Origin of the sequence: Pseudanabaena sp. UWO311 (genome assembly GCF_006937785.1) — a bacterium.
Classification (GTDB): Bacteria; Cyanobacteriota; Cyanobacteriia; order Pseudanabaenales; family Pseudanabaenaceae; genus Pseudanabaena.
This window is the reverse complement of the sequence record NZ_SJEE01000018.1, coordinates 12,232-33,349: the sequence shown is the minus strand read 5'-3', so window position 1 is coordinate 33,349 and position 21,118 is coordinate 12,232. Positions and strand designations below refer to the sequence as shown.

Below are 21,118 nucleotides of genomic sequence, written 5' to 3'. Positions count from 1 at the left end.
ATCCTCTCAAAGATTTAGGGTGTGAGTAGTATAGCTAGAGGTAATAATCCTAACGAACTCCCGTTGTTTTATCACCCGCGTCAACACGGAATCGTTCCACAGAATCTTGGAGGCTGCGAGCCACACCCACCAGATTTTGGAGTGATGCTGACACCCTTTGAGACTCTTGCGAAGTTTCTTGGGCTGACAATTCAACTGACTGCATAACCTGTGATACCGTCCTTGAGGTCTCGGTTTGCTTGACTGTATCTTCTGTAATCGATAGTACCAAAGTTTCAATGCGATGGGAAACTTGGATAATGTCTGTGAGCGATTGACGAGCCTGTTCAGCGCGTCTTGTACCATCAATAACCTGTTGTGTACCGATTTCCATCGCTTGTTGTACACCACTAGTTTCACTCTGAATCTGTAATACGATTTGCTCAATTTCCTTAGATGACTTGGCGGCGCGATCTGCCAACTGGCGAACCTCATCGGCAACGATCGCAAAACCTCTTCCCGCATCGCCCGCTCTCGCCGCTTCGATACTAGCGTTTAAAGCAAGTAAGTTAGTACGTGAAGCGATCGCTGAAATCAAACCAACAATCTTAGAAATTTCTTGTGAAGACTCTCCAAGGCGTTTAACCTTGCGCGTAGTTTCGGCAACCGTTTCGCGAATGTCCAGAATACCTGCCACGGTACGTTCTACAGCATCGCCGCCCTTGATCGCGGTTTCGGATGCGAGTTTAGCAACCTGATCAGCTTCACGCGCACTTTCAGCTACCCGTTGAATCGATTCAGTCATCATTTGCACTGAATTTAAGGTAACGCTTAACTCTTCGGCTTGACGTAACGCATCTGATGACAAACTACGAGCAAATGCTTCATTCTCACGAGAGCTTTCGTTTACCTGACGCGCTGCTATTTTTACTTGGTTAACAATTTCGCGCAGGTTTTGAATCGTGAGGTTAAATGAGTCAGCCACCGCACCTAGTACGTCGGCAGTCACCTCTGCTTGTACAGTCAAGTCGCCTCGTGCCGCGCCTTCTACGTCATCAAGTAGTCTGATTACCTGACGTTGTAAATCCTCTTTAGCTTGTTCTTGCTCGGCGGCTTTGCGTTGGGCTTCGGTAGTATTAGACACAATCGACTGAATCATTTGGTTAAAGCTTGCCGCGAGTCTACCAAACTCATCTTCACTATAAACGGTTGCACGAGGACTCATATCGCCACGAATTACTGCCTCAAACTGCGATTGTAAATTTGCAGTCGATTGATCGATCAGCCGAGATGAGCGTTTGCCCAATCCCCAAGCGATCGCGCCACTTGCTAAAGCTGCGGCTCCCCCCATCATCCAGCCAGTATTTCGGACTTGTTCCCTTGTTGTCTTATCTGAGATTGAGCCAGTGGCAAAGTTAGTAACCACACCTGCGGCAACCATGGCGACAACCCCTGCCGCGATCGCGGTGATCACATTTTTGGTCTTGAGCGGCATATTATCAAAAGGAGAAAATAAGCCGCCCTGCTCAGAGGCTTCAGCGACAACATCCGCACCTGCTCTCTTTGTGCCGACTGGTGTATTAATTGATCCTAATCCAAATAACTCTGCCTCATTTTCCGATTGCTTAAATCGTGCCGTGGGCATGTCTTGATTGGCTAATGATGTAGTGTTTGAGCGTCCCGAAGTTGTAAAGTCTTGACTGCCAAAATCTGACATAGAGCGGTCTGAGACCATCTGTGTTGCTTCTGAATCTCCAAATGAATTAGAAAAAGATGATTCACTAATGTCATCAAAATCATCAAACTCATCCATAAAGACAACATCAGTATCTGAATTCATGTTGCCTGAAGCACTGCTAGGTTTGTAACCAGAGTTAAAACTTGAATCTCCTGCTAGTTGAGTCTCTGCCCCATAGCTGTATTGATTAGAGCCATTCATCGAAGTATCAGAACTAAAATCTTCAAAATCAAAATCGTCAATACGACTTGAGCCAGTACTTTGACCACCACTATCATCAGTAGACCAAGATCCCTGCGTATTAAAATTCGATTGATTATAACTATTATCTTCGTAGGCGTATTGCTTATTACTAAACTCATCTACTGCGCTGCCCATGCTGTAGCTATCATCATTGATATCTAGTCTTTCTTTAGCTGCCGCAATACCACTATGGGCATATTCTAAAATAGAGTTGTCGTCCGTCAAATGTAAAACAGTTTCATATTCACCAATTGAATCTTGATAGCGCTCTAGGGCGAGATTTATATGGGCATGAAGAAGACGATACATAGGATCGCTAGGACAGGCTTTAACCAACTCTTGAGTCAATTTGCCAGCTTGACTGTAGTCTCCTTGCATATAGGCTAAGGAAGCCTTTTCGTATTCTTTTTGGTATTGTGTACTTGATGCCATGTGCTTTCTCCTAAAATCCCTAAAATCTCTGCCATTTGCGCGAATTCATATTGAAATTACTATGTCTAGGATGCCCACCTTGCTGATCGTAAAATATTGACTTGATCTAGCAGCTTTAGGGGATCGCTATCTTCCATTATCCACTCACCTTTAATAAATGGAGCCATACTGTCAGAGCTGTTTCTTGAGACGTTTAGTTGTGAAGAATCAAGCCAAGCCATTACGCCAATTTGTTCTACCGCTAAACCTAACATCATGCCCTGATCCTCGATCGCAATGATCGAAATTTCTGCGCGATCTGTATTGACAGGAGGAGTCTCTCCCAAAAACTGACCGAGATCGCCTACCCAAACTACTCTACCCCGAATATTCACTGTACCAAGCAGTAGGGGGGAGACATTGGGCATTGGATTGATCCGATCTGGAGCGAATTCCAAAACTTGACTGACTCCAATTGCTGGTAAAGCAAACTCAATCCCAGAAGCCACAAAAAATCTTAAGTGCAGCTCACCTTCTGGAGCTTCGATCCCTTGATCAAAGTCCGTTGCCTGATCTTGTCCGATGCCAGGGAAGAATTCTTGGTTTCCTACCATAATTTGAGGATCTCTACCTTGCAAAATAGCAAATTTTTAATGTCTTCAAGTCTTCAAAAGCAAACATCGAGAATATTGAGAAAGTATTAAAGTACTGATGTTAACCAACTGCCATTAAATAATCAAGAATTGTCTACACTTTTAGCATTCTTCGTGAAATTCTTAAGCTTTTCTCAGTAACTGCTTAACTGTACCTACTAGTTCTTGAGGCTGAAATGGCTTAGCGATATAGGCATCAGCACCTTGCTTCATTCCCCAATAGCGATCAAATTCTTCACCCTTGGATGAACACATTACGACAGGAACGCGCTCAGTTTTGGGATCGGTTTTAATGCGACGACATAACTCATAGCCATTCATGCGGGGCATGACAATGTCCATAACTACAATGTCTGGGCAATTGCCTTGCATCTGCTCTAGTGCTTCCACACCGTCACCTGCTGTCTTAACGGTTAAGCCACTACCCTTGAGTAAGTCCTCAATCATTTCTCTTTGTGTCACGCTGTCTTCAACCACCAGAACTGTACTCATACATGAATGCCCCGATAGGATTCTTCCACTAGCAAATCACCAGACAAATATATTAAGGTTAATATGGTTGGCATTCTGCTTTGCCCATCTTAAATTTTAAGTTAGCGCCTAATTATTTATTAAACTGTTCATATTTTAGTCTTCTCCGATAAAGAGATTAATTGTAGAGCTGAAAGTCAAGACACAAAATAGCATGTATAGGGCTTTGCTCTAGCATTAAAACCAAAATATTTTTTAAATCACCTAAATAATACCAATTCTAGAAAATGTGATGACAATTTTGAGAATTAAAAATTAAACTCAGCAAGGTTTTTGGATTCCCAAAATGGCAACTTAATTTTGAGTATGTTAGTTGTAACGTGAGCTCCACATAATTTAATGCTCTCTCTATGAGCCATAAAGCAAAAGCCAAGCTGTCTCTAAATGCTGCGCATTATCTAAGTAACTCGATCAAGAGTGCGGTATTGGACTGCTTCTGCAACATGAACTACTTGAATATTTTCGACATTGGCTAGATCGGCGATTGTACGGGATACCTTGAGAATGCGATCGGTGGCACGAGCCGATAAACCTAAACGTTTAATAGCAGATTCTAATAGGTCACGGGAAGGGTTATCTAGCTCACACCATTGGCGTAAATGTCTGGATTGCATCTGAGCATTGCAATTTACTCTTGTTTCCTGTTGAAATCGATTTTGTTGAATTTTGCGCGATGCTTGTACTCTTTCTTTAACAGCACTAGAGTTTTCTCCCTCAGGCGATCGCGTCATCTCTTCTGGCTTCAATCTTGCAACAGTTACCTGTAAGTCGATCCGATCCATTAATGGTCCTGATAATTTTGCCCAATATTGTTCACGCTGACGAGGTGTACAGGTACAAGGCTGAACAGAATCGCCATAGTAGCCACATTGACAAGGGTTTGTACTTGCGACAAGTGTAAATTGGGCTGGAAAAGTTACGGATTGTCGAGTACGGGAAATACTTACAAATCCATCTTCTAAAGGTTGCCGTAAAAATTCTAGTACGTCCCGCTTAAACTCAGTCAGCTCGTCCAGAAAAAGGATGCCGTTTGTGGCTAGCGTTATCTCCCCAGGGCGAGGAAAACTGCCACCACCAACTAATGAGGGGCCAGAAGCAGAATGATGTGGACTACGAAATGGGCGATCGCTTACGAGTCCCTTACCTTTTAATAAACCAGCTACGGAGTGGATTCTGGTTACTTCTAGAGCTTCATCAAAATTCATATTCGGCAAAATGCTGGGTAAGCGCCTTGCCAGTAGAGTTTTTCCAGAGCCTGGGGGACCTACAAAAATCAAATTATGTCCACCTGCTGCTGCAATTTCTAGAGCACGACGAGCATGTTGTTGACCTTTAACATCCTTAAGATCTAATTTAAATTCACTTTCATGCCATTTCAGGTCAGGATTGGCAATTACTGGCGGATATTTGTCTGGATTTGCTAAGAAATCTCCAACCTCGGCAATACTTTGCAATCCGTATACAGCAAGCCCTTTAACTAAAGCGGCTTCTTGCGCATTCTCCTTCGGCACAATAATCCCAATCATTCCTAAGCGTTGAGCGGCGGCAGCGATCGGTAATACGCCAGAAACGGGGCGAAGTGAGCCGTCAAGAGAAACTTCACCTAAGAACAAGTGATCTCCTAATAATTGTGGATCGACCTGTTCGGAAGCAGCTAAAATGCCAATGCTAATTGGTAGATCAAAAATGGGACCCTCTTTACGTAGATCGGCTGGTGTAAGGTTAATCACAATCTTGCGCATGGGAAAAGCAAAACCCGCATTTTTGATTGCTGCCTTAACCCGCTCTCGACTTTCTTGAACTGCGGTATCTGGTAATCCCACCAAGGTAATTCCAGGCAATCCTCCTGATACATCTACTTCTACACCCACTTGGATGGCATCGATACCTAAGATTGCTGCGCTCCAGACCCTTGCTAGCACTTTTTACCTATTACAGACTTGCTAATTCTCAATTAATTAAGATTATCACATGTAAATTTACTACAGATTACATATTATTTGGAGCTTGGCTTAGCATCTAACAGTTCTCACTATTCAAAGATTAGTTTCCTGATTAGAGATATTAAGTAGGGTATAAAAAATCCAGCAATTCTCATTTTCAAAATTTATTTTAATTAAAGTTCACTGTTATCAGAATTTAATCAAAACAAACTTGATAATTCTCTTCGCCAGCGGCGCTACGAATTACCAAGTTTGTTTAATAATGGGAGTTTCTCATAAAAACCAAAGAGCCTTGCGATGCTTAGCGTCGTAAGGCTCTTTGGTTTTTATGTTCTGAATTGTTTGGTTGTAGACATATCACAATCTCAAAAAATCATGGGTGACCGCAACTAAAGAGTCTAATTAGCCATCAGAATCTAGAATGTTTAATAAGAATATTCAATACTTCTTTTAAAGATTCTCGTAGACTTGAATTACTTATTACTGAGAGTTGAATTTCTAACATTATTTACTAGTTTAAAACACAGACTACTTGTTATCTTCAAGAATCAGTTTAATATTTTAATATTCTGAGAAACTGAGCGATCGCATATCAATTTCTTGTAGTTCTAGGCTTTCTTCATTAGTTATGGGAAGTGGTTTATGAAAGGATTCATTTAATAGGGAGTTGAAATCATTGTTAGACTGCCAAGATGATTCAAAAGGATGTACTGCTAGGCTACACGCTTCCCATGCAGGACTGACTGGAACGTCTAATTTTCCACAAAAGCCGCCCCTTCTTCCTTCAGGATTATAGTGCTGACACAATCGACAAGCTGGAACTGAGTTGCCTGAAGTGTTCATATATCTTAAATTTGGCTTTGCCAAAAATTTATTAAATGCAATTTATTAATTGATTTAATTATGCAGGGTAGTAATAGAGGCTCAAGTAAGTCCAAATCCTGTCTTAGGATGCTTTTCAGCGATCCCGAATAAAATATAAACTTAATAATGTCTTAACTGATTCCTGTAATGCTTTCATAACAATCTTCTTGAGGGATTTCTAGATTTAAGGTAAAGGTTTTAATAATTAAGAAAACATTAAGATGGCTTCTATTTGTGTCTCTACTAAGTGTTTCTACTTAAAAGTTTAGGCTTTGATAAACCAACCCAATAAATTTTTTGAAAGTACTGAAAAGTAATACTTTCAAAAAATTTATTGGGTTACTTAACCAGAAAGCACTATAAAATCCTATCTGTGTTTAGTTTGATAGCTTCTCAAAAGTAAAACGGTGCTTTGTCCTGCTTTTTTACTTTTGATGTTTCTTGATTTTCAAAATTTCCTATCTATAGCAATTTCCAAAAGTATATTCATACTTTTGGAAATTGCTATAGATAGATAGTAAAAAAATTTAAGATTCAAAAACAAAAAAAGGTGTGTTGCACCTTTTTTTGTTTTTGAATCTTAGTACTATAAAAATACTTACTTCAAAGCAATTTTTTTTGATATTGCTTTCTGAATTTGAGCTGTTACTGAATCTTTTGGTTTGCAAAGATGATCGGGTAAAGCAGAGCCTGAAGGGTCAAGTTTGTCTGCTAGGTGTGGATATTTAATTCTGCCATGATTGCGCTCTTGCCAGACCTTGATAAATACAGGTGCAATCCGATCTAAGTCTTCCCAAGACAAAGAGCAATCTTTGAGTTGACCGTCATCCCATCGAGCTTGAAAAATTCTCATAAGCAGATTTTTGGCAGCTTCGAGAGTTGTTTCTGTGCCAAGCGATCGCAAAGCGGCTTCACAGGCATCAGCCAACATGACAATTCCTGTCTCACGAGATTGAGGGATTGGCCCAGCATATTGAAAATCAGCTTCAACTAGATGATTTGAGCGCTTTTGAGCTTGGCAATAAAAATAGCTAATCGTGATTGTGCCTTGATGCTCTGGAATAAATGCTTGTAACATTTCAGGAAGATGGTATTTTTGCGCTAATTTGATGCCCCCTGAAACATGCTCTTTAACAATTCGGGCACTTTCCCAAGGATCGTTAAGTAGATCATGGGGGTTAGGCTGCCCCATTTGATTTTCGATAAAATATTCAGGCCTGAGAGTTTTGCCAATATCGTGATAGAGCGTACCTGTTCTTACTAAGGCTGTATCTGCTCCCAGCTCGCGGGCGGCAGCTTCGGCGAGGTTTGCCACAAATAAAGTATGCTGAAATGTCCCAGGGGTTTCTGTGACTAAACGGCGCAGTAAAGGGCGATCAAGGTTAGCAAGCTCTGCTAGACGAAATGGGGTTAATGCATAAGAAATATGCTCTAAATAAGGAATTGCTCCAAGAGCAACGATCGCGGAAATCAGTCCTCCTGATGCATACTGAAGCGCAGTAATCGCGATCAAGACTGGTGGAGTCGCACCTGCAATAAGTGCGATCGCAATATATACAGCCGCTTGTAAAAAGCCGACTAGTAAACCTGTTGCAGCTAAATGCGATCGCGTAAGAGGGCGGTTAGTAATTGCCGCAGCAACAATTGCCCCAATTACTATAGGCGTGAGTAATAGCAAATCACTACTAATTGCAAGCGCTAGTAAGCTTGAGGTGAGGAAGGTAATTAAGAGAGCAAGTCGAGAGCTGTAAAAGCTGCCGATGATTAGGCTGACACTTGCTAGTGGGAGAAATACAAGCATATTAGGAGCCATGAGCACAGTTGCTAAGGCACTGCCAGTGCAGATAATTCCAAGCGCTAATAGATCTTTAATATGTAATTTTACTTTGAGTAAATATTGCCATCGCTGATTGGCATAGCCAAATATGCCAAAGCAGATTGCTGTAGTTGCGACCATCAAGATCAATCCATTGAGATTGACTTGTCTTTGCGTCATTTTTAGCTCGTCCAAAATAACGAATTGTCGCTCAGTAATTTTTTCCCCACCCTTAACAATTAAATCACCAGCCTTAAGTGAAATTCTCTGAGCCTGAACTGATTCAGATGCTTTGAGCACTCTTTCGGTTGTACCCACATAGTCCAGCGTCATATTGGGCTTGACTGTAGCACTGAGCAAAGAAATCGACATAGCTCGATGCTCTTCATTTGTCGGTAAGTTGCTCAGGTTTGTTAGCCGTTTTTGCAACATATCATCTGGTAATCCAGCCACAATTCCTGTGGACTGGACATCGATTAATGCTTGCCTTGTCAGTTTTTTACAAATTTCCCATTCTTCATTGGTCATCTCCAAGAGACGATCTCGAAACATCTCTGGTCCTTTTGCGGCTTTCTGCTGAGTTATTGCATAGGCTTTGCGAATATCAGTCACTGTATTGATGAGCTTTTGATAGTCTTGGGGAAGAGCATTTATTTTGTATAGAGTTAGCTCAGCCAGTGCTATGGATGGAGCTTCTTTATCTCTATTGATAAAACTAGCTATAGCAGCCTGATTATTGACATTAGCAGCAAGTTTATTAGCCCTGTCTTGTAACTGTGACCAATCCAAATTAGAGATCCGTCTAAGATAGCGTTGCACGTCATCACTGAGGATTTTGCGATCGACGTAAGGTAAGTTACCAGATGATATGCGTAGGTTATCGCCCACTTGCAGGAGTTCGTCTAGGTGCTTTATGGCATTAGTATCCATCTCAGGATTGCTACGATAGATCGGGGTTACTTGTTGTTTAGCTAGTTCTTTTGCCTGTTTAGTTGCCTCAATATCAGTCGCAGTTATCGTTCTTGGCGATCGTAAATCTTGATCGACAAAAGTACCGATTCCTAAGCGTGGCTCAGAGTAAAAACGAACGCTGAGGGTTGAAATTAAGCAGATAAATGTAATTCCTACAACTGCTCTACCAGACCACTTGCGAGATATGCGATTGGTCGTCTCAGGGAGCAATGATGAATGGTTGGGAGCAATTCCCATAGTTTAATTACTCTAGTTAAAATGTTGCGTAAGAACAAATGCAGTTTAAGGTTGCGATTCAAGCGAGCTCATATAGATTCTAGATGTACCAGATCTTCAAGGTTAATATCAATCAAAAAACTTAAAATCTGCCTTTTGTTTTTTGACCACCTATGGCACAAAACTAAAAAAATAATATAAATCACCAACTTTTTTCAAACGAGGTTGTGCACATTTGAAAAAAACAAAATTAAACCTAGTAAGTTTTTGAGTTTTTATTTTTGCTTTAAGCACAATAAAATTTGTTGTTAAAAGATCGGGAATTACAGCGTGAAGTGGCGTAATTTCTGGTCTTTAGAGAATTTTAATAGAAAGAGTAAGACATAAGCCGGGTTCTGTTTCAGGAGTTTTATCAACTGCCTTAGCGGTTATCTATCTGGGATATTTGTTACCAAATACCTCATGCGGCACACACTTAATTGCGATCGCCTAGTTTTCACTAGACCACCACATCAAGCAACGGATACAAGATCAACTGAAGATCTCAACACTTGCATCCTCTCGCCTTGCTTCCAACTGGGGTTTACCGAGCCAGAGCCTCACGACTCTGCTGGTGCGCTCTTAACGCACCTTTGCACCCTTACCCTTTGTAGACATAGCGCTTCGCGCCATGTCTACAAAGGGCGGTATTTTTCTGTGGCACTATCCTCACGATCGCTCGCACTGGGCGTTATCCAGCAGCCTGATCTTCGTGGAAGCCCGGACTTTCCTCAAAATTTGTGCTCGAAATATCCTTTCGTTTATTTTGAGACAAATTTCGCAACCACACGCTTACTCTCCCTTATTACCATTATGTACTAAGTGGCCAGGCTCAATTAAATATAAAACCAAAAAACGTTGCGGCAGGCTTTGCCCGCCGCAACGTTTTTTGGTTTTATTAAATTACCTCGGTAAAATTCAGGCAAAAGCTGCTATAAGTATGCAGAAATAATGTTTATCAAAATCGGATTGTTTTGCTAAACTATCTGGTTATCCGAGGTCAAACTAAAATGCCTCAAGTCTTACTCAAAATTAATTACATTCTCTGCTTACAGGTGTGAGTGACTAACTAAATGATGAAACACTTCTCCAAAGGGATGTACACGCTAATTTTGTCCTTGATGTTGGTAATTGTCGCAGGAGTCTCTCAGGCTGCTGCCGCCAATTTATTGAGGGTTTTGGTTAGAGAGGAAAATGGCTCCAAAATGTCTGTAGCTGTAACTCAACCATCGACCCTACAAGCATCAGGACAGTCAAGCCGCCGTCTCGATCCCGGTAAATGGTATACATTGCCTCTTACTTCTGCATATCGGATTACCCCTAGCAATAATGGATTGGTGCAAGTCGGTAGCAATCTTTATCCAGGCGAGATCGAATTGCGTGCTTGGAATAACAAGGCGATCGCGGTTAACGTGTTGTCCCTTGAAGAATATCTTCGTAGCGTTGTACCTAGCGAAATGCCTGCTAGTTGGCACATGGATGCATTAATGGCGCAAGCGGTGGCGGCTCGTAGTTATGCTGTCAATACTCAGCGTCAACGAAAATGGGGCGAAGCACCCTATGATCTAGTGAGTGATACTCGCGATCAAGTATACAAAGGCTTCTATCGCTTTGATCCACAGACAGGTCAAGCGATCGCCCTAATTCATAGTCGTAGCGATCAGGCTGTAGCCTCAACCGCAGGATATATGCTCAGACCTGGTTTTAAAGGCTATTATCGCGCTCGCTTACCCCGCAACTGGATTAGCTGGGGTGGTGGATATATGCCAGTCTCTGACGGACAACACCTCGATCAAGAAATGACTCAACAAATGGCTGAAAATGGCTGGAATTGGGTTCAGATTTTATCTTGGTGGTATCGAGATCAACCTATCAAAAACTAAAAAAAGAGGCGACACATTGTGTCGCCTCTTTTTTTGGTTTTGTGTGAATATAGGCTTAACTCTCTATTCACACAAAAGCCATGGCTATTCAAAAATTATCTGAAGTCGAAATCTCATCAGCGATCGCACAGTTAGCTGGTTGGGCGGTTGTTGATCATAAGTTGCAAAAAAACTTCAAGTTTCGTGATTTTGTCGAAGCCTTTGGCTTTATCAGTAAAGTAGCGATCGTTGCTGACAAGATGGGACATCATCCAGAGCTTTTTAATGTCTATAACAAAGTCAAGATCGATCTCACCACCCATGATGCTGCTGGCATCAGTGCCCTCGACTTTGAGCTAGCTCAAAAAATTGACAAATTGCTGTAATGCTTTGGTATGTAATCCAAAGGCATAAAACCCAAAAGATGAAATGCAGCGCAAAGAACTGCATTTCATCTTTTTGTTATGCATGGCGTTTTTGATGCCATTGCCATGCATGTTGCAAAATTAAATTTAAATCAGCATATTTAGGCTGCCAATTCAATATTGACCTTGCTTTCTCACTGCTGCCGACCAAAGCGGGTGGATCTCCTGCGCGGCGATCGCCCATCACTACATTAATCGGCTTACCCGTAATTTGCTTGGCAGCATCAATTACCTCTTTGACCGAAAAGCCGTTACCATTACCAAGATTAAAAATTTCACTCTTGTTACCCTTGAGTAAATATTCCAAGCCCAATACATGCGCTTCAGCTAGATCGGTTACATGGATATAGTCACGGATACAAGTTCCGTCTGCGGTTGGATAATCAGACCCATAAACTGTAATTGCTTCGCGGATACCCATAGCCGTCTGCAAAACTAACGGTATCAAATGTGTCTCAGGATTATGATCCTCACCGATCGCCCCAGCAGGATCAGCTCCTGCGGCATTAAAGTATCGAAAAATTACTGACTTCAGACTATAAGCAATATCAAAATCTTGTAAAATCCGCTCTACCATTAGCTTAGTAGCCCCATAAGGGTTGATCGGTGCTTGCGGATGTTCTTCGGTAATGGGTATTTGCTGCGGTACGCCATAACTGGCACAGGTTGAAGAAAAAACAAAGGATTTAATGTTGGCGGCGACCATTGCCTCTAGCAATGTTAAAGTCCCAACCACATTGTTTCGATAGTATTTGTCAGGCTGTGTCACCGACTCACCCACATAAGCATAGGCGGCAAAATGCATGACTGCACTAATTTGGCGATCGCTAAATAAGCGATCGAGCAATTCTCGATCATTCGTGTCCCCAATAATCAATTCTGCATCTAGGGTTTCGGCGATATCTTGGTGACCATAGACGAGATTGTCTAAAATTACTACCTTATAACCAACTTGCTGCAACGCTTTGACAGCATGAGAACCGATATAGCCTGCACCACCCGTAACCAAAATTGTTTGTTTACTCATAACTTTGCCGATTATTGCTAATTGAATGCGAGTTTATACCAATTTCCGAAAGTGTAGCGACACTTTCGAAAATTAAAAAATAAACCCAGTCTGGGTTTTATAGCTGTCGCCAAGTGTACTAGGACATAAAACCCAAGAATTGGTTGACGGCGCGCCGCGCCGCAAACCAATTCTTGGGTTTTATGTGTCTTAAGACAAGTGAAATTAGCTATAAAAGCTCAAAATGGTTACGCTATTTTGAGCTTTTGTATTAAAGGCGTGATTTGAGAATGTCAAAAATTTCAGGTGGAATTTGGGTGCGGAGCGATCGCCCTAAGCGATTTTTCTTTTGGGCTAGTTGTAAACATTCCAACTTTTTACACAGATATGCTGATCTCCCCATACCATGATCAAGTTGAATTTGATTTTGATCATGTTTGGATTTAGCCTCGATGAGATTCTCATCTGTTGAAGCGATCGGCACGCGCACTACCCTCCAAAAAGTATCGCGGCTGGCGATACATTGGCAACTAACACAACGACGGAGTAGCTTTAAAGCCAAGCTAATTCACTCCTAAGCTAGTCAACGTTGTAAGGTTTCGCCCCATAGGGGCGGAACCTTACAACAAATCTGTGAATTTTTAATCTTCATTGTTGTCATAATCATTTTCTTCATCATCTAGATTCGATTGTTCAAGGATGGGCGCTGACCTTGCAATACTTTCTTGAGCTTTGCGATCTTCATCTTCATAGTCGTACTTTGATAAGTTCTTAATGTCAATTTTCCAGCCAGTTAAACGTGCCGCCAAACGTACATTTTGTCCTTCCTTTCCGATCGCAAGACTTAGTTGATCCTCTGGGACAATCACATGAGCAATCCTTTCATTGGCATTAATTAAGCGGACTTCATGGATTCGCGCAGGGCTTAATGAGTTGGCAATATAAGTCGAAGGATCGGGCGACCATCTGATCACATCAATTTTTTCGCCGCGTAGCTCAGCAACTACTGCTTGAATCCTTGCCCCCCTTGCTCCAATGCAAGCTCCCACAGGATCAACATCGCGCTCAAGCGTATCTACGGCAATTTTAGTGCGGGGACCAACAGCTGAAGATGGAGGATTAGCTTCCCTCGCCACTGCTACTATACGGACGATTTCCTCTTCAATTTCGGGGACTTCGTTAGCAAACAGATACACGACCAATCCTGCATCAGCCCGTGAGACCAATAACTGAGGACCACGCCGCGAACCTTCAAAAACCTTTTTAAGATAAACCTTAAGGGTCATATTGGGGCGATAAGGTCTTTCGCCCGCAAGTTGTTCTCGTTTTGGGAGTTCTGCCTCGACTTCAGGTTGTCCAAATCCACTACTGACCGAGACAATTACGGAAGTAGTTTCAAAACGCAGTACTCGACCTTGTAAAACCGTTCCTTCAATGTCTTGAAACTCTTCTTGAATGATCTTGCGTTGTTGATCTCTCAGCTTTTGAGCTAATACTTGTTTAGTCTGAATTGCTGCCATGCGTCCAAAGTCACCCTGCTCTGGGGTCACATCGACAACTACAGTTCCACCAGCTTGGGCTTCAGGAGCGACTTCACGCACTTCAAACAAACCAATCTCATGATCGGCATCACCAACCTCATCGACAATAGTCTTCGTCGCTAGAACCCGAAACCCTTCACCTTCGAGATCTAGTTCTACATCAAAGTTATTAAAATGTTCTTCTTCAAAGTTGATTCCATCGGAGCGATAGGTTTTGCGGAAGCGCTCATATCCCTTGAGCAAAGCTTCACGCAAGGCATTTTGGACAGCATGTTTGGGGAGATTACGCTCTTTACTAATCACCTCCACCATTTGTCCTAATCCAGGTAAATTCAATAATGACATAAGTATTTCTCGCTTCTATAAAAATCAATAATTGCAATTCTCAATAACGGTTGTCATTTTGTCGTAGGCAAGAAATGACAACTCCAAACCCTTTCTGTGATTGGCTTTCATTTAGCAAATGAGTACACACTCATTTGCTAAACGCTATAGGTTCTATTTATTCCATTTTGGCTAATTCAACACGCTCAACAAGTTCACGGGGAATATTGACAATCCGCCCCTTGATACTAATCGTCACATGTGTCTCGTTTCGAGACATGAGATGTCCACTCCAACTTTGTTTACCTTCATGGAGGACTGTTGTACCAACGGTGACCATGAAACCTCGAAAAGCCACAAATTCGCGATCGCCCTGTAATTGACGTTCGGCTCCTGGGCTAGAAATTTCCAGCACATAGGCATGGGGAATCAAATCGGCCGCATCAAGAGTTGGCTCTAGCGATCGACTCATCCGCTCACAGTCATCTAACCCCGTATTTTGATCAGGATTGCGAATATCGACCCGCAATACCACAGGATTTTTATTGGTATGCAATACAACATCGACAACCTCCAACCCAAGGGGCGAGGCAACTTCTTCAGCAATTTGAAAAATTTGCGGAATTAGAGGATGACTCATAGAATTTAAGATTTGAGCTTAGAGTGTGAACGTTTCTTTTGCTATTGACGTAAGAGTTTAAGCGCCAAGCTGTAAAAAGCTATTTTAAAAACAAAAAAGTGGGACGATCGCCCACTCTTTGAGTGCTTTTATCTTTAAACCGATCGCAGCAAAAAGGATCACAGTTGCGACCCTCTTGCTGCTATATATCTGATGGCTACCTGCAAAATATGCAACAAGTAGTATACAGATACATTTCTTCGGAGCTTGTGTACTACAGGAAAAACATCGTTATCTTAACGTGTTTACTCTTGATTACTTACCTGCTTGTACTGGAGTTATACTATCACGCCGATTACAGATCTAGGAGAAAAAATAGTGAAAACACACGTTTCTCTTAGGTTACTAACTCAGGGCGCTCTTCTGGCAAAATAGCCCCCTGAACTGGACAGACCTGTAAACAAACACCACAGTCAATACAAATTGAGGCATCAATCTTAAACCAAATCGTTCCCTTAATGTTTGCGCCCTCACCCTGTTCGATACAGGCAACGGGACAAGCAGGTACGCATTCGGCTATGCCTTCACATATATTTGAGGCGATCGTATAAGACATGTGCGGTGACATCCAAATTGGAGCAATGATTACGGCTATTCTTAAATTATGAGAGCAATTTAGAAAATTTAGTTAAAGTCGAAGCTAGGGTTATGCTATCGTCGGCTTCTATAGCAAATTATGATCAAATATTTTTGATAAAAGCCACGCTTCGCGTGGCTTTTATCAAAAATATGGGTTTGATTTTATCGCAAATTTCCATAAGTTTGTGGAAGATTACTGCCGAAGGTTATGCTCTTCTAGAAACCATTTAGAATTGCTGTATGTAGAGATGTCAATAGTTAATAAATTTTTATGAAAACATTACAGCTAGGTACAAGCTGGTTTTTAGAAGAAGCAGGAGGATTAGCTCGTGTTTATTACGGTTGTGTAAACTATCTGCCCAGAGTTGGCGTTGAGGTTAATGGTCTGGTGGCTGGCTCCGATCGCATTTTCCAAAGTTCAGGTGGGAAAGTGCAGACATTTGCATCGACAAATAGCTCAACATGGCAGCGATCGCTAGGTGTGAGAAAAGCCTTTAATCATGCCATAGCGAATTCTGAATTTGATTTGGTAGCATCACACTTTGCTTTGTATACATTGCCTCTACTAGATCGCTTAGGCAAATTGCCTTTAGTGATGCATTTTCACGGGCCTTGGGCACTTGAGAGTCAAGCTGAAGGCGGAGGACGATTATCGACTTGGGGTAAATGGGCAGTCGAGAAGCTCGTTTATCGAAGGGTAAATGGATTTATTGTTTTGTCAGAATCATTTCGGCAAGTTTTACATAAAACCTATAATGTGCCGTTAGAAAAGATTTTTATCGTTGGTGGGGGAATTGATACGGCAGAATTTAATCTAGATTTGACGATCGCTCAAGCCAGAGAAAAACTAGGCTGGCAGAAGGATCGGAGGATTATCCTCTGTGTACGGCGATTAGTTCAGCGCATGGGTTTGGAGAATTTGATTGCCGCGATCGCTTTGGTGCGTAAGCAACATCCTGATGTATTACTACTTATTGCTGGCAAAGGAGCGATCGCCGAGAATCTGCGATCGCAGATTCAAGAATTACAATTGGAGGATCATGTGCAGCTATTAGGATTTGTGCCAGATCAAGACCTTGCGATCGCTTATCGTGCCTCAGAACTATCAATTGTGCCAACAATATCACTGGAAGGATTTGGACTAATCGTAATTGAATCTTTAGCAGCGGGTACGCCTGTATTAGGGACACCGATTGGCGGTATTCCTGAAATTTTGCTGCCATTTTCTCCCGATCTTGTCTTGGAAGGTAGCACAACCAATCAATTAGCTCAGGGGATTAGCGAAGCCTTGTCTGGACAGCGAAAAATTCCGAGTGCGGAAGAATGCCAAACCTATGTTAAGCAAAATTATGACTGGCAAGTAATTGCGACGCAAATGAGATCTGTGTATGAGCAAGTTATCAAATCAAATAATAGATAGTCTCGATTCGTGAAACTACCTATTATTCTTCGATCGCACCGAGGGCAAGTAGCTTAGCTTTTTGGGCAGAAGTTAAACCTGTGGCTTCAGTAATATTTAGACCTTCATATGGACGTGGTTCACGATAGGTTTTGATGCATTTACCTGTTTTAGCATCCCAGAGTTTGACTGTTTCATCACGACTACTGCTAGCAATCAGATCGCCATTAGGAGAAAATGACACTGCATAAATCGTGCCAACATGTCCAACTAAAGTGCCCATCACTTCGCCAGTTTGCCAGTTCCAAATATTGATTTGGGCATCTTCGCCAGCACTTGCCAACAACATCCCTTTGGGATCGGCGGCAATTGTCAAGACATTGCCATCGTGACCTATAAATTCAGGGATAAATTCACCACTTTTGATATTCCAACGATAGATAAATCTTTCCCCACAGCCAAAAACCATATTGGGTTGCATTGGCATAAATGTGATATTTGAAGCAAATGAGGTAAGTTGATCCAGCGTTTGGAGGCATTCTCCTGTTTGGGTATCCCAAATTTTTACTGTTTTATCACGACTGCTGCTGATCAGATAACGATCATCGGCGCTAAAGGCGATTGCCAAGATTGCCGATGTATGACCTTGGAGAATAAGTAAACATTCACCAGTGATAATATCTCTAAGTTTAATTACTCGACTGGTTTCACCAGTCGCCAACAATTTCCCATCATGGCTAAATACTAAAGTTCGGGCTAAATCAGGATGTTCGGTAATTGTGGTTAGGCAATTGCCGCTGCTAACATCCCATAGTTTGATCGTGCAGTCTTCCGCGCAACTGGCAAGTAATGTACCTATAGGACTAAAGGCAACTTGCCAAACATGCCCTGCATGACCATTCAAAGCTCGAATGCATTGACCTGATTGGATATCCCAAAGACGAATAATCGAGTCGTCACCACCACTAGCTAGCAGGCTTTGCTCTAAGTTAAAGACAACGGAGCGCACAGCATTGGTATAACCTTGCAAAATCCGAAACTGCTTTCCTGATGTGACTTCCCAAAGATTCAGGAGATGCTCATTAGAGATATTGCCTGATATATCGGTATCACTCTGATTGCTACCTTTGACTGTCCATGATCGTCCTGTATGACCTTGAAAAGTCCGCATACATAAACCTTTATCAATTTCCCAAAGTTTTACCATTTCATCGCCGCTACTACTTGCAAGGACTAAGCGATCAGGATGAAAGGCAACTGAACGCACCCAATGGTTGTGTCCAGATAAGGTTTTAAAGCATTGAGCCGTCTTCAGATCCCAAAGACGGATTGTGCGATCGCCACTTCCCGTGGCAAGTGTTGAACCATCATGGCTAAAACTCACAGCAAAAACAGTATGGGTGTGCCCTGTTAAGGTTTTTATGCAATTACTAGTTTCCACATTCCATAGGCGAATGGTTTTGTCTTCACTACCACTAGCTAGTACATTGCCGTTGTGACTAAAGGCGATCGACCAGACAATATCTTCATGACCTTCAAATATTTGTAAACATTCACTAGTATCAATGTCCCACAGTCTTACCGTGCAATCATCACTACTACTTGCTAGTAGATTCCCTTTTGAGCTAAAAGCAACAGCTTCGACAATATCTTCGTGACCATGCAAAATTTTAATAGCTTGCCCCGATCTCCATAGTCTTACCGTGCGATCGGCATGGCCGCTAGCCAAGGTTATGCCATCGGGGCTGAAGGCGACTGACATAACTGCACCAATATATCCTTGCAGAGTATTCAGGCAATCACCTGTTGAGACATCCCATAATTTGATCGATTGATCAACACTACTGCTTGCTAAAACTGTTCCTTCAGGATTGAAAGCTACAGAAACCACCCATCCTTTATGTCCTCGATAAGTCAGTATTGGCTTACCATCACTGACTTGCCAAAGATGGATATCGCCTTTAGTATCTCCGATCGCTAATAATTTGCCATTAGCACTAAAAGCTACTGACAGCACACCACCAATTACCTCCGCAAATACCGATTTAATGACAGCAGTTTGAGAAAAGTTAACCCGATGTAATTTGACCTCAGACAAGTAAGCCTGACGAATGGCTAAATAAGAAAAGTCAATTCCTGTTAAATCGATGCCAAGATTGCATAACAAATTAATTATATTGCCGCCACCATAGCCAAAAGTTGATTTAAGTTCACCTTCAGGGCGTAGTTCGCGTCTGCGTAACTCTTCAAGGCTCTGTAATAGCTCTTTAGCCACCATTTGCTTGCTGCCCAAACGTCCTAAAAGCTTGGTAGCAAGAGGTTCTAAAATCAAACGGATTTGACTTTGGCGAACATAGTCCTTGGTGGTTGCTTTGATCAACGCATAGTGGCGCAAATAGAAAAGTTGCCGATTTAGCTTTAATTGGATACTTGGTAAAATGCCGAGAGGATGCTCTTGAGTGATTTCTTGATAAATTTGTTCAATCAATAAGTTGGTGACAAACTCCATAACTACAGGTTGCTGTGTAAATCCTGCGGCTGTATGTTCTACCAACGAACGTCTCTTTAGCGATCGCAAAGACATCATTAGATGATTTTGCTCAATCGTTGGCACAATATCTGAGCGTAGTTCATTTGGCTGGACTGGCTCACGATTAATTGCTAACCAGATCATAATTTGTTTCTCATGGGCAGTAAGTCTTTGATACTGCTGCTCAATCAGATTTCCAATCCCACTAAAAATAATCGTCTTTTGCTCTAAAAACCGATTAATACTACCCGAATAAAGATCCTTAATCGAAGTTGCGGCGATCTTTAGCGCTAGGGGATTACCACGATACCAGTCCACTAACCGATGCAAATCGCCCGCTATAGCTTTAATCCCCTTAGCTTCGAGGACATGTTCTGCTGCGGATTCATCTAATCCATTCAGCAGCATGGCTCTCACTGGTAAAATATCTCCCTCTAAAGTTGCGACTTCTTCAGGCATCTCTCGGCTAGTAATCACCACGCAACTCTTATGGGCGACCTCCCCAATTCTTCTTAACAGAGCGCCATAACCTTCATAATCCTTGCGGTAAGCTCCAGCTTGTGCCTCATCTCTCAAGACTGATTCAAAATTGTCCAACACTAACAAACAACGATATCGCTGTAAGTATTCCATTAATCGTGAAATTAAGGCATTGGTATCAGTGGTGTCGGGAGTTTCTCTCTGCTGAGACAAGAAATGGATCACAGCAGCCAACATTTCGCTTGGTGTTTTGGCATTATTTAGCGATCGCCACACCACAAAATCAAATTTCTCTTGCAACTGTTGAGCTAATTTAACAGACAGAGCCGTTTTACCTAATCCACCCATGCCCAAAAGTGCTACCAACCGACAGCGATCATGATCAATCCATTTATCAAGGATTTCTAACTCGGATTTACGACCATAAAAAAAAGTAACATCGACTACTTCGCCCCAGTCTTGATGACTGCTTGCCGAACCCTGTAAATTAGGGGCAGTCGTGGGAGAATCAAATTGCTTCTTTTGTATTTGACGGCGAATTACATTTTGCACCGTACTTTTGCTTACCTTCTCGCCAAAAGTCTCAGTTAATAAATGCCAAAGTTTATGGCTGACTAGCTTGATGTAGCCTGCATCATAACCAGTCTGCTTAGCAATCTCAGAATAAGACAAACCCTGCCATACCCCAAGAAAGACAGACTGCTCAACTCGAGACAGACTGCGCTCTTTTAACGACAACTCTATAAATGTTACCGCCTCATCAGCCGTCATAGATGCGCCTTAAAGATATAAATATAACTTTTATATAACTTCACTCTTGTCATTCTAAGACGTTTTATGCTTTGTTGTATTTTGTTGAGAATATTGCTGTCAACTCTAAATTATGAA

The 21,118-nt window shown here is 42.0% G+C and carries 15 protein-coding genes and 1 other RNA gene; 3 read left to right on the top strand and 13 right to left on the bottom strand.

Features of this window, described 5'->3' with window-relative positions; all coding sequences use genetic code 11:
* Positions 1-49: 49 nt before the first annotated feature.
* From PseudUWO311_RS14605 to rnpB, 7 genes are all read right to left on the bottom strand, one after another.
* Complete coding sequence (locus PseudUWO311_RS14605) at positions 50-2,392, bottom strand: HAMP domain-containing methyl-accepting chemotaxis protein (RefSeq protein WP_142655991.1); 2,343 nt, start codon at positions 2,390-2,392, stop codon at positions 50-52.
* A gap of 65 nt (positions 2,393-2,457) precedes the next feature.
* Entirely contained in the window at positions 2,458-2,985 is a 528-nt protein-coding gene (locus tag PseudUWO311_RS14600; protein ID WP_142655990.1) for a chemotaxis protein CheW, read from the bottom strand.
* A gap of 162 nt (positions 2,986-3,147) precedes the next feature.
* Positions 3,148-3,516, bottom strand: a complete 369-nt coding sequence (locus PseudUWO311_RS14595) for a response regulator transcription factor (protein ID WP_094532768.1) — start codon at positions 3,514-3,516, stop codon at positions 3,148-3,150.
* A gap of 437 nt (positions 3,517-3,953) precedes the next feature.
* A complete protein-coding gene (locus tag PseudUWO311_RS14590; RefSeq protein WP_142655989.1) occupies positions 3,954-5,477 on the bottom strand; it encodes a YifB family Mg chelatase-like AAA ATPase in 1,524 nt (507 codons plus the stop codon).
* Positions 5,478-6,059: 582 nt separating this feature from the next.
* Entirely contained in the window at positions 6,060-6,341 is a 282-nt protein-coding gene (locus PseudUWO311_RS14585) for a hypothetical protein (protein ID WP_142655988.1), read from the bottom strand.
* Between the two features lie 619 nt (positions 6,342-6,960).
* Complete coding sequence (locus PseudUWO311_RS14580) at positions 6,961-9,387, bottom strand: HD family phosphohydrolase (protein ID WP_142655987.1); 2,427 nt, start codon at positions 9,385-9,387, stop codon at positions 6,961-6,963.
* 347 nt (positions 9,388-9,734) lie between these two features.
* Positions 9,735-10,205, bottom strand: an RNA gene (gene rnpB / locus PseudUWO311_RS14575) — RNase P RNA component class A.
* Positions 10,206-10,478: 273 nt separating this feature from the next.
* Here rnpB and PseudUWO311_RS14570 point away from each other — a divergent pair.
* Positions 10,479-11,288 carry a SpoIID/LytB domain-containing protein gene (locus PseudUWO311_RS14570; RefSeq protein ID WP_142655986.1) on the top strand — a complete coding sequence of 270 codons (810 nt, stop codon included), beginning with the start codon at positions 10,479-10,481 and terminating at the stop codon, positions 11,286-11,288.
* 80 nt (positions 11,289-11,368) lie between these two features.
* Entirely contained in the window at positions 11,369-11,653 is a 285-nt protein-coding gene (locus PseudUWO311_RS14565; RefSeq protein WP_142655985.1) for a 4a-hydroxytetrahydrobiopterin dehydratase, read from the top strand.
* Between the two features lie 76 nt (positions 11,654-11,729).
* On the opposite strand, the gene galE is transcribed toward PseudUWO311_RS14565, so the two are convergent.
* From galE to PseudUWO311_RS14540, 5 genes are all read right to left on the bottom strand, one after another.
* On the bottom strand, positions 11,730-12,719 hold the full coding sequence (gene galE, locus PseudUWO311_RS14560) for a UDP-glucose 4-epimerase GalE (protein WP_142655984.1): 990 nt from the start codon (positions 12,717-12,719) through the stop codon (positions 11,730-11,732).
* A 250-nt stretch (positions 12,720-12,969) separates the two neighbouring features.
* Positions 12,970-13,260 (bottom strand): YlxR family protein, encoded by a 291-nt coding sequence (locus tag PseudUWO311_RS14555; protein ID WP_142655983.1) that lies wholly within the window; start codon positions 13,258-13,260, stop codon positions 12,970-12,972.
* 79 nt (positions 13,261-13,339) lie between these two features.
* The gene (gene nusA, locus PseudUWO311_RS14550) at positions 13,340-14,584 is read right to left on the bottom strand and encodes a transcription termination factor NusA (RefSeq protein WP_142655982.1); all 1,245 of its coding nucleotides are present in this window, start codon (positions 14,582-14,584) and stop codon (positions 13,340-13,342) included.
* A gap of 157 nt (positions 14,585-14,741) precedes the next feature.
* The gene (gene rimP / locus PseudUWO311_RS14545; RefSeq protein ID WP_142655981.1) at positions 14,742-15,203 is read right to left on the bottom strand and encodes a ribosome maturation factor RimP; all 462 of its coding nucleotides are present in this window, start codon (positions 15,201-15,203) and stop codon (positions 14,742-14,744) included.
* A gap of 376 nt (positions 15,204-15,579) precedes the next feature.
* Complete coding sequence (locus tag PseudUWO311_RS14540; protein WP_103667767.1) at positions 15,580-15,798, bottom strand: indolepyruvate ferredoxin oxidoreductase subunit alpha; 219 nt, start codon at positions 15,796-15,798, stop codon at positions 15,580-15,582.
* Between the two features lie 294 nt (positions 15,799-16,092).
* Between PseudUWO311_RS14540 and PseudUWO311_RS14535 the strand changes: the two genes are divergently transcribed.
* The gene (locus tag PseudUWO311_RS14535) at positions 16,093-17,241 is read left to right on the top strand and encodes a glycosyltransferase family 4 protein (RefSeq protein WP_103667768.1); all 1,149 of its coding nucleotides are present in this window, start codon (positions 16,093-16,095) and stop codon (positions 17,239-17,241) included.
* 22 nt (positions 17,242-17,263) lie between these two features.
* Here the strand turns inward: PseudUWO311_RS14535 and PseudUWO311_RS14530 are convergent, their stop codons facing one another.
* Positions 17,264-21,001, bottom strand: a complete 3,738-nt coding sequence (locus tag PseudUWO311_RS14530) for a WD40 repeat domain-containing protein (RefSeq protein WP_142655980.1) — start codon at positions 20,999-21,001, stop codon at positions 17,264-17,266.
* Between the last annotated feature and the right edge of the window lie 117 nt (positions 21,002-21,118).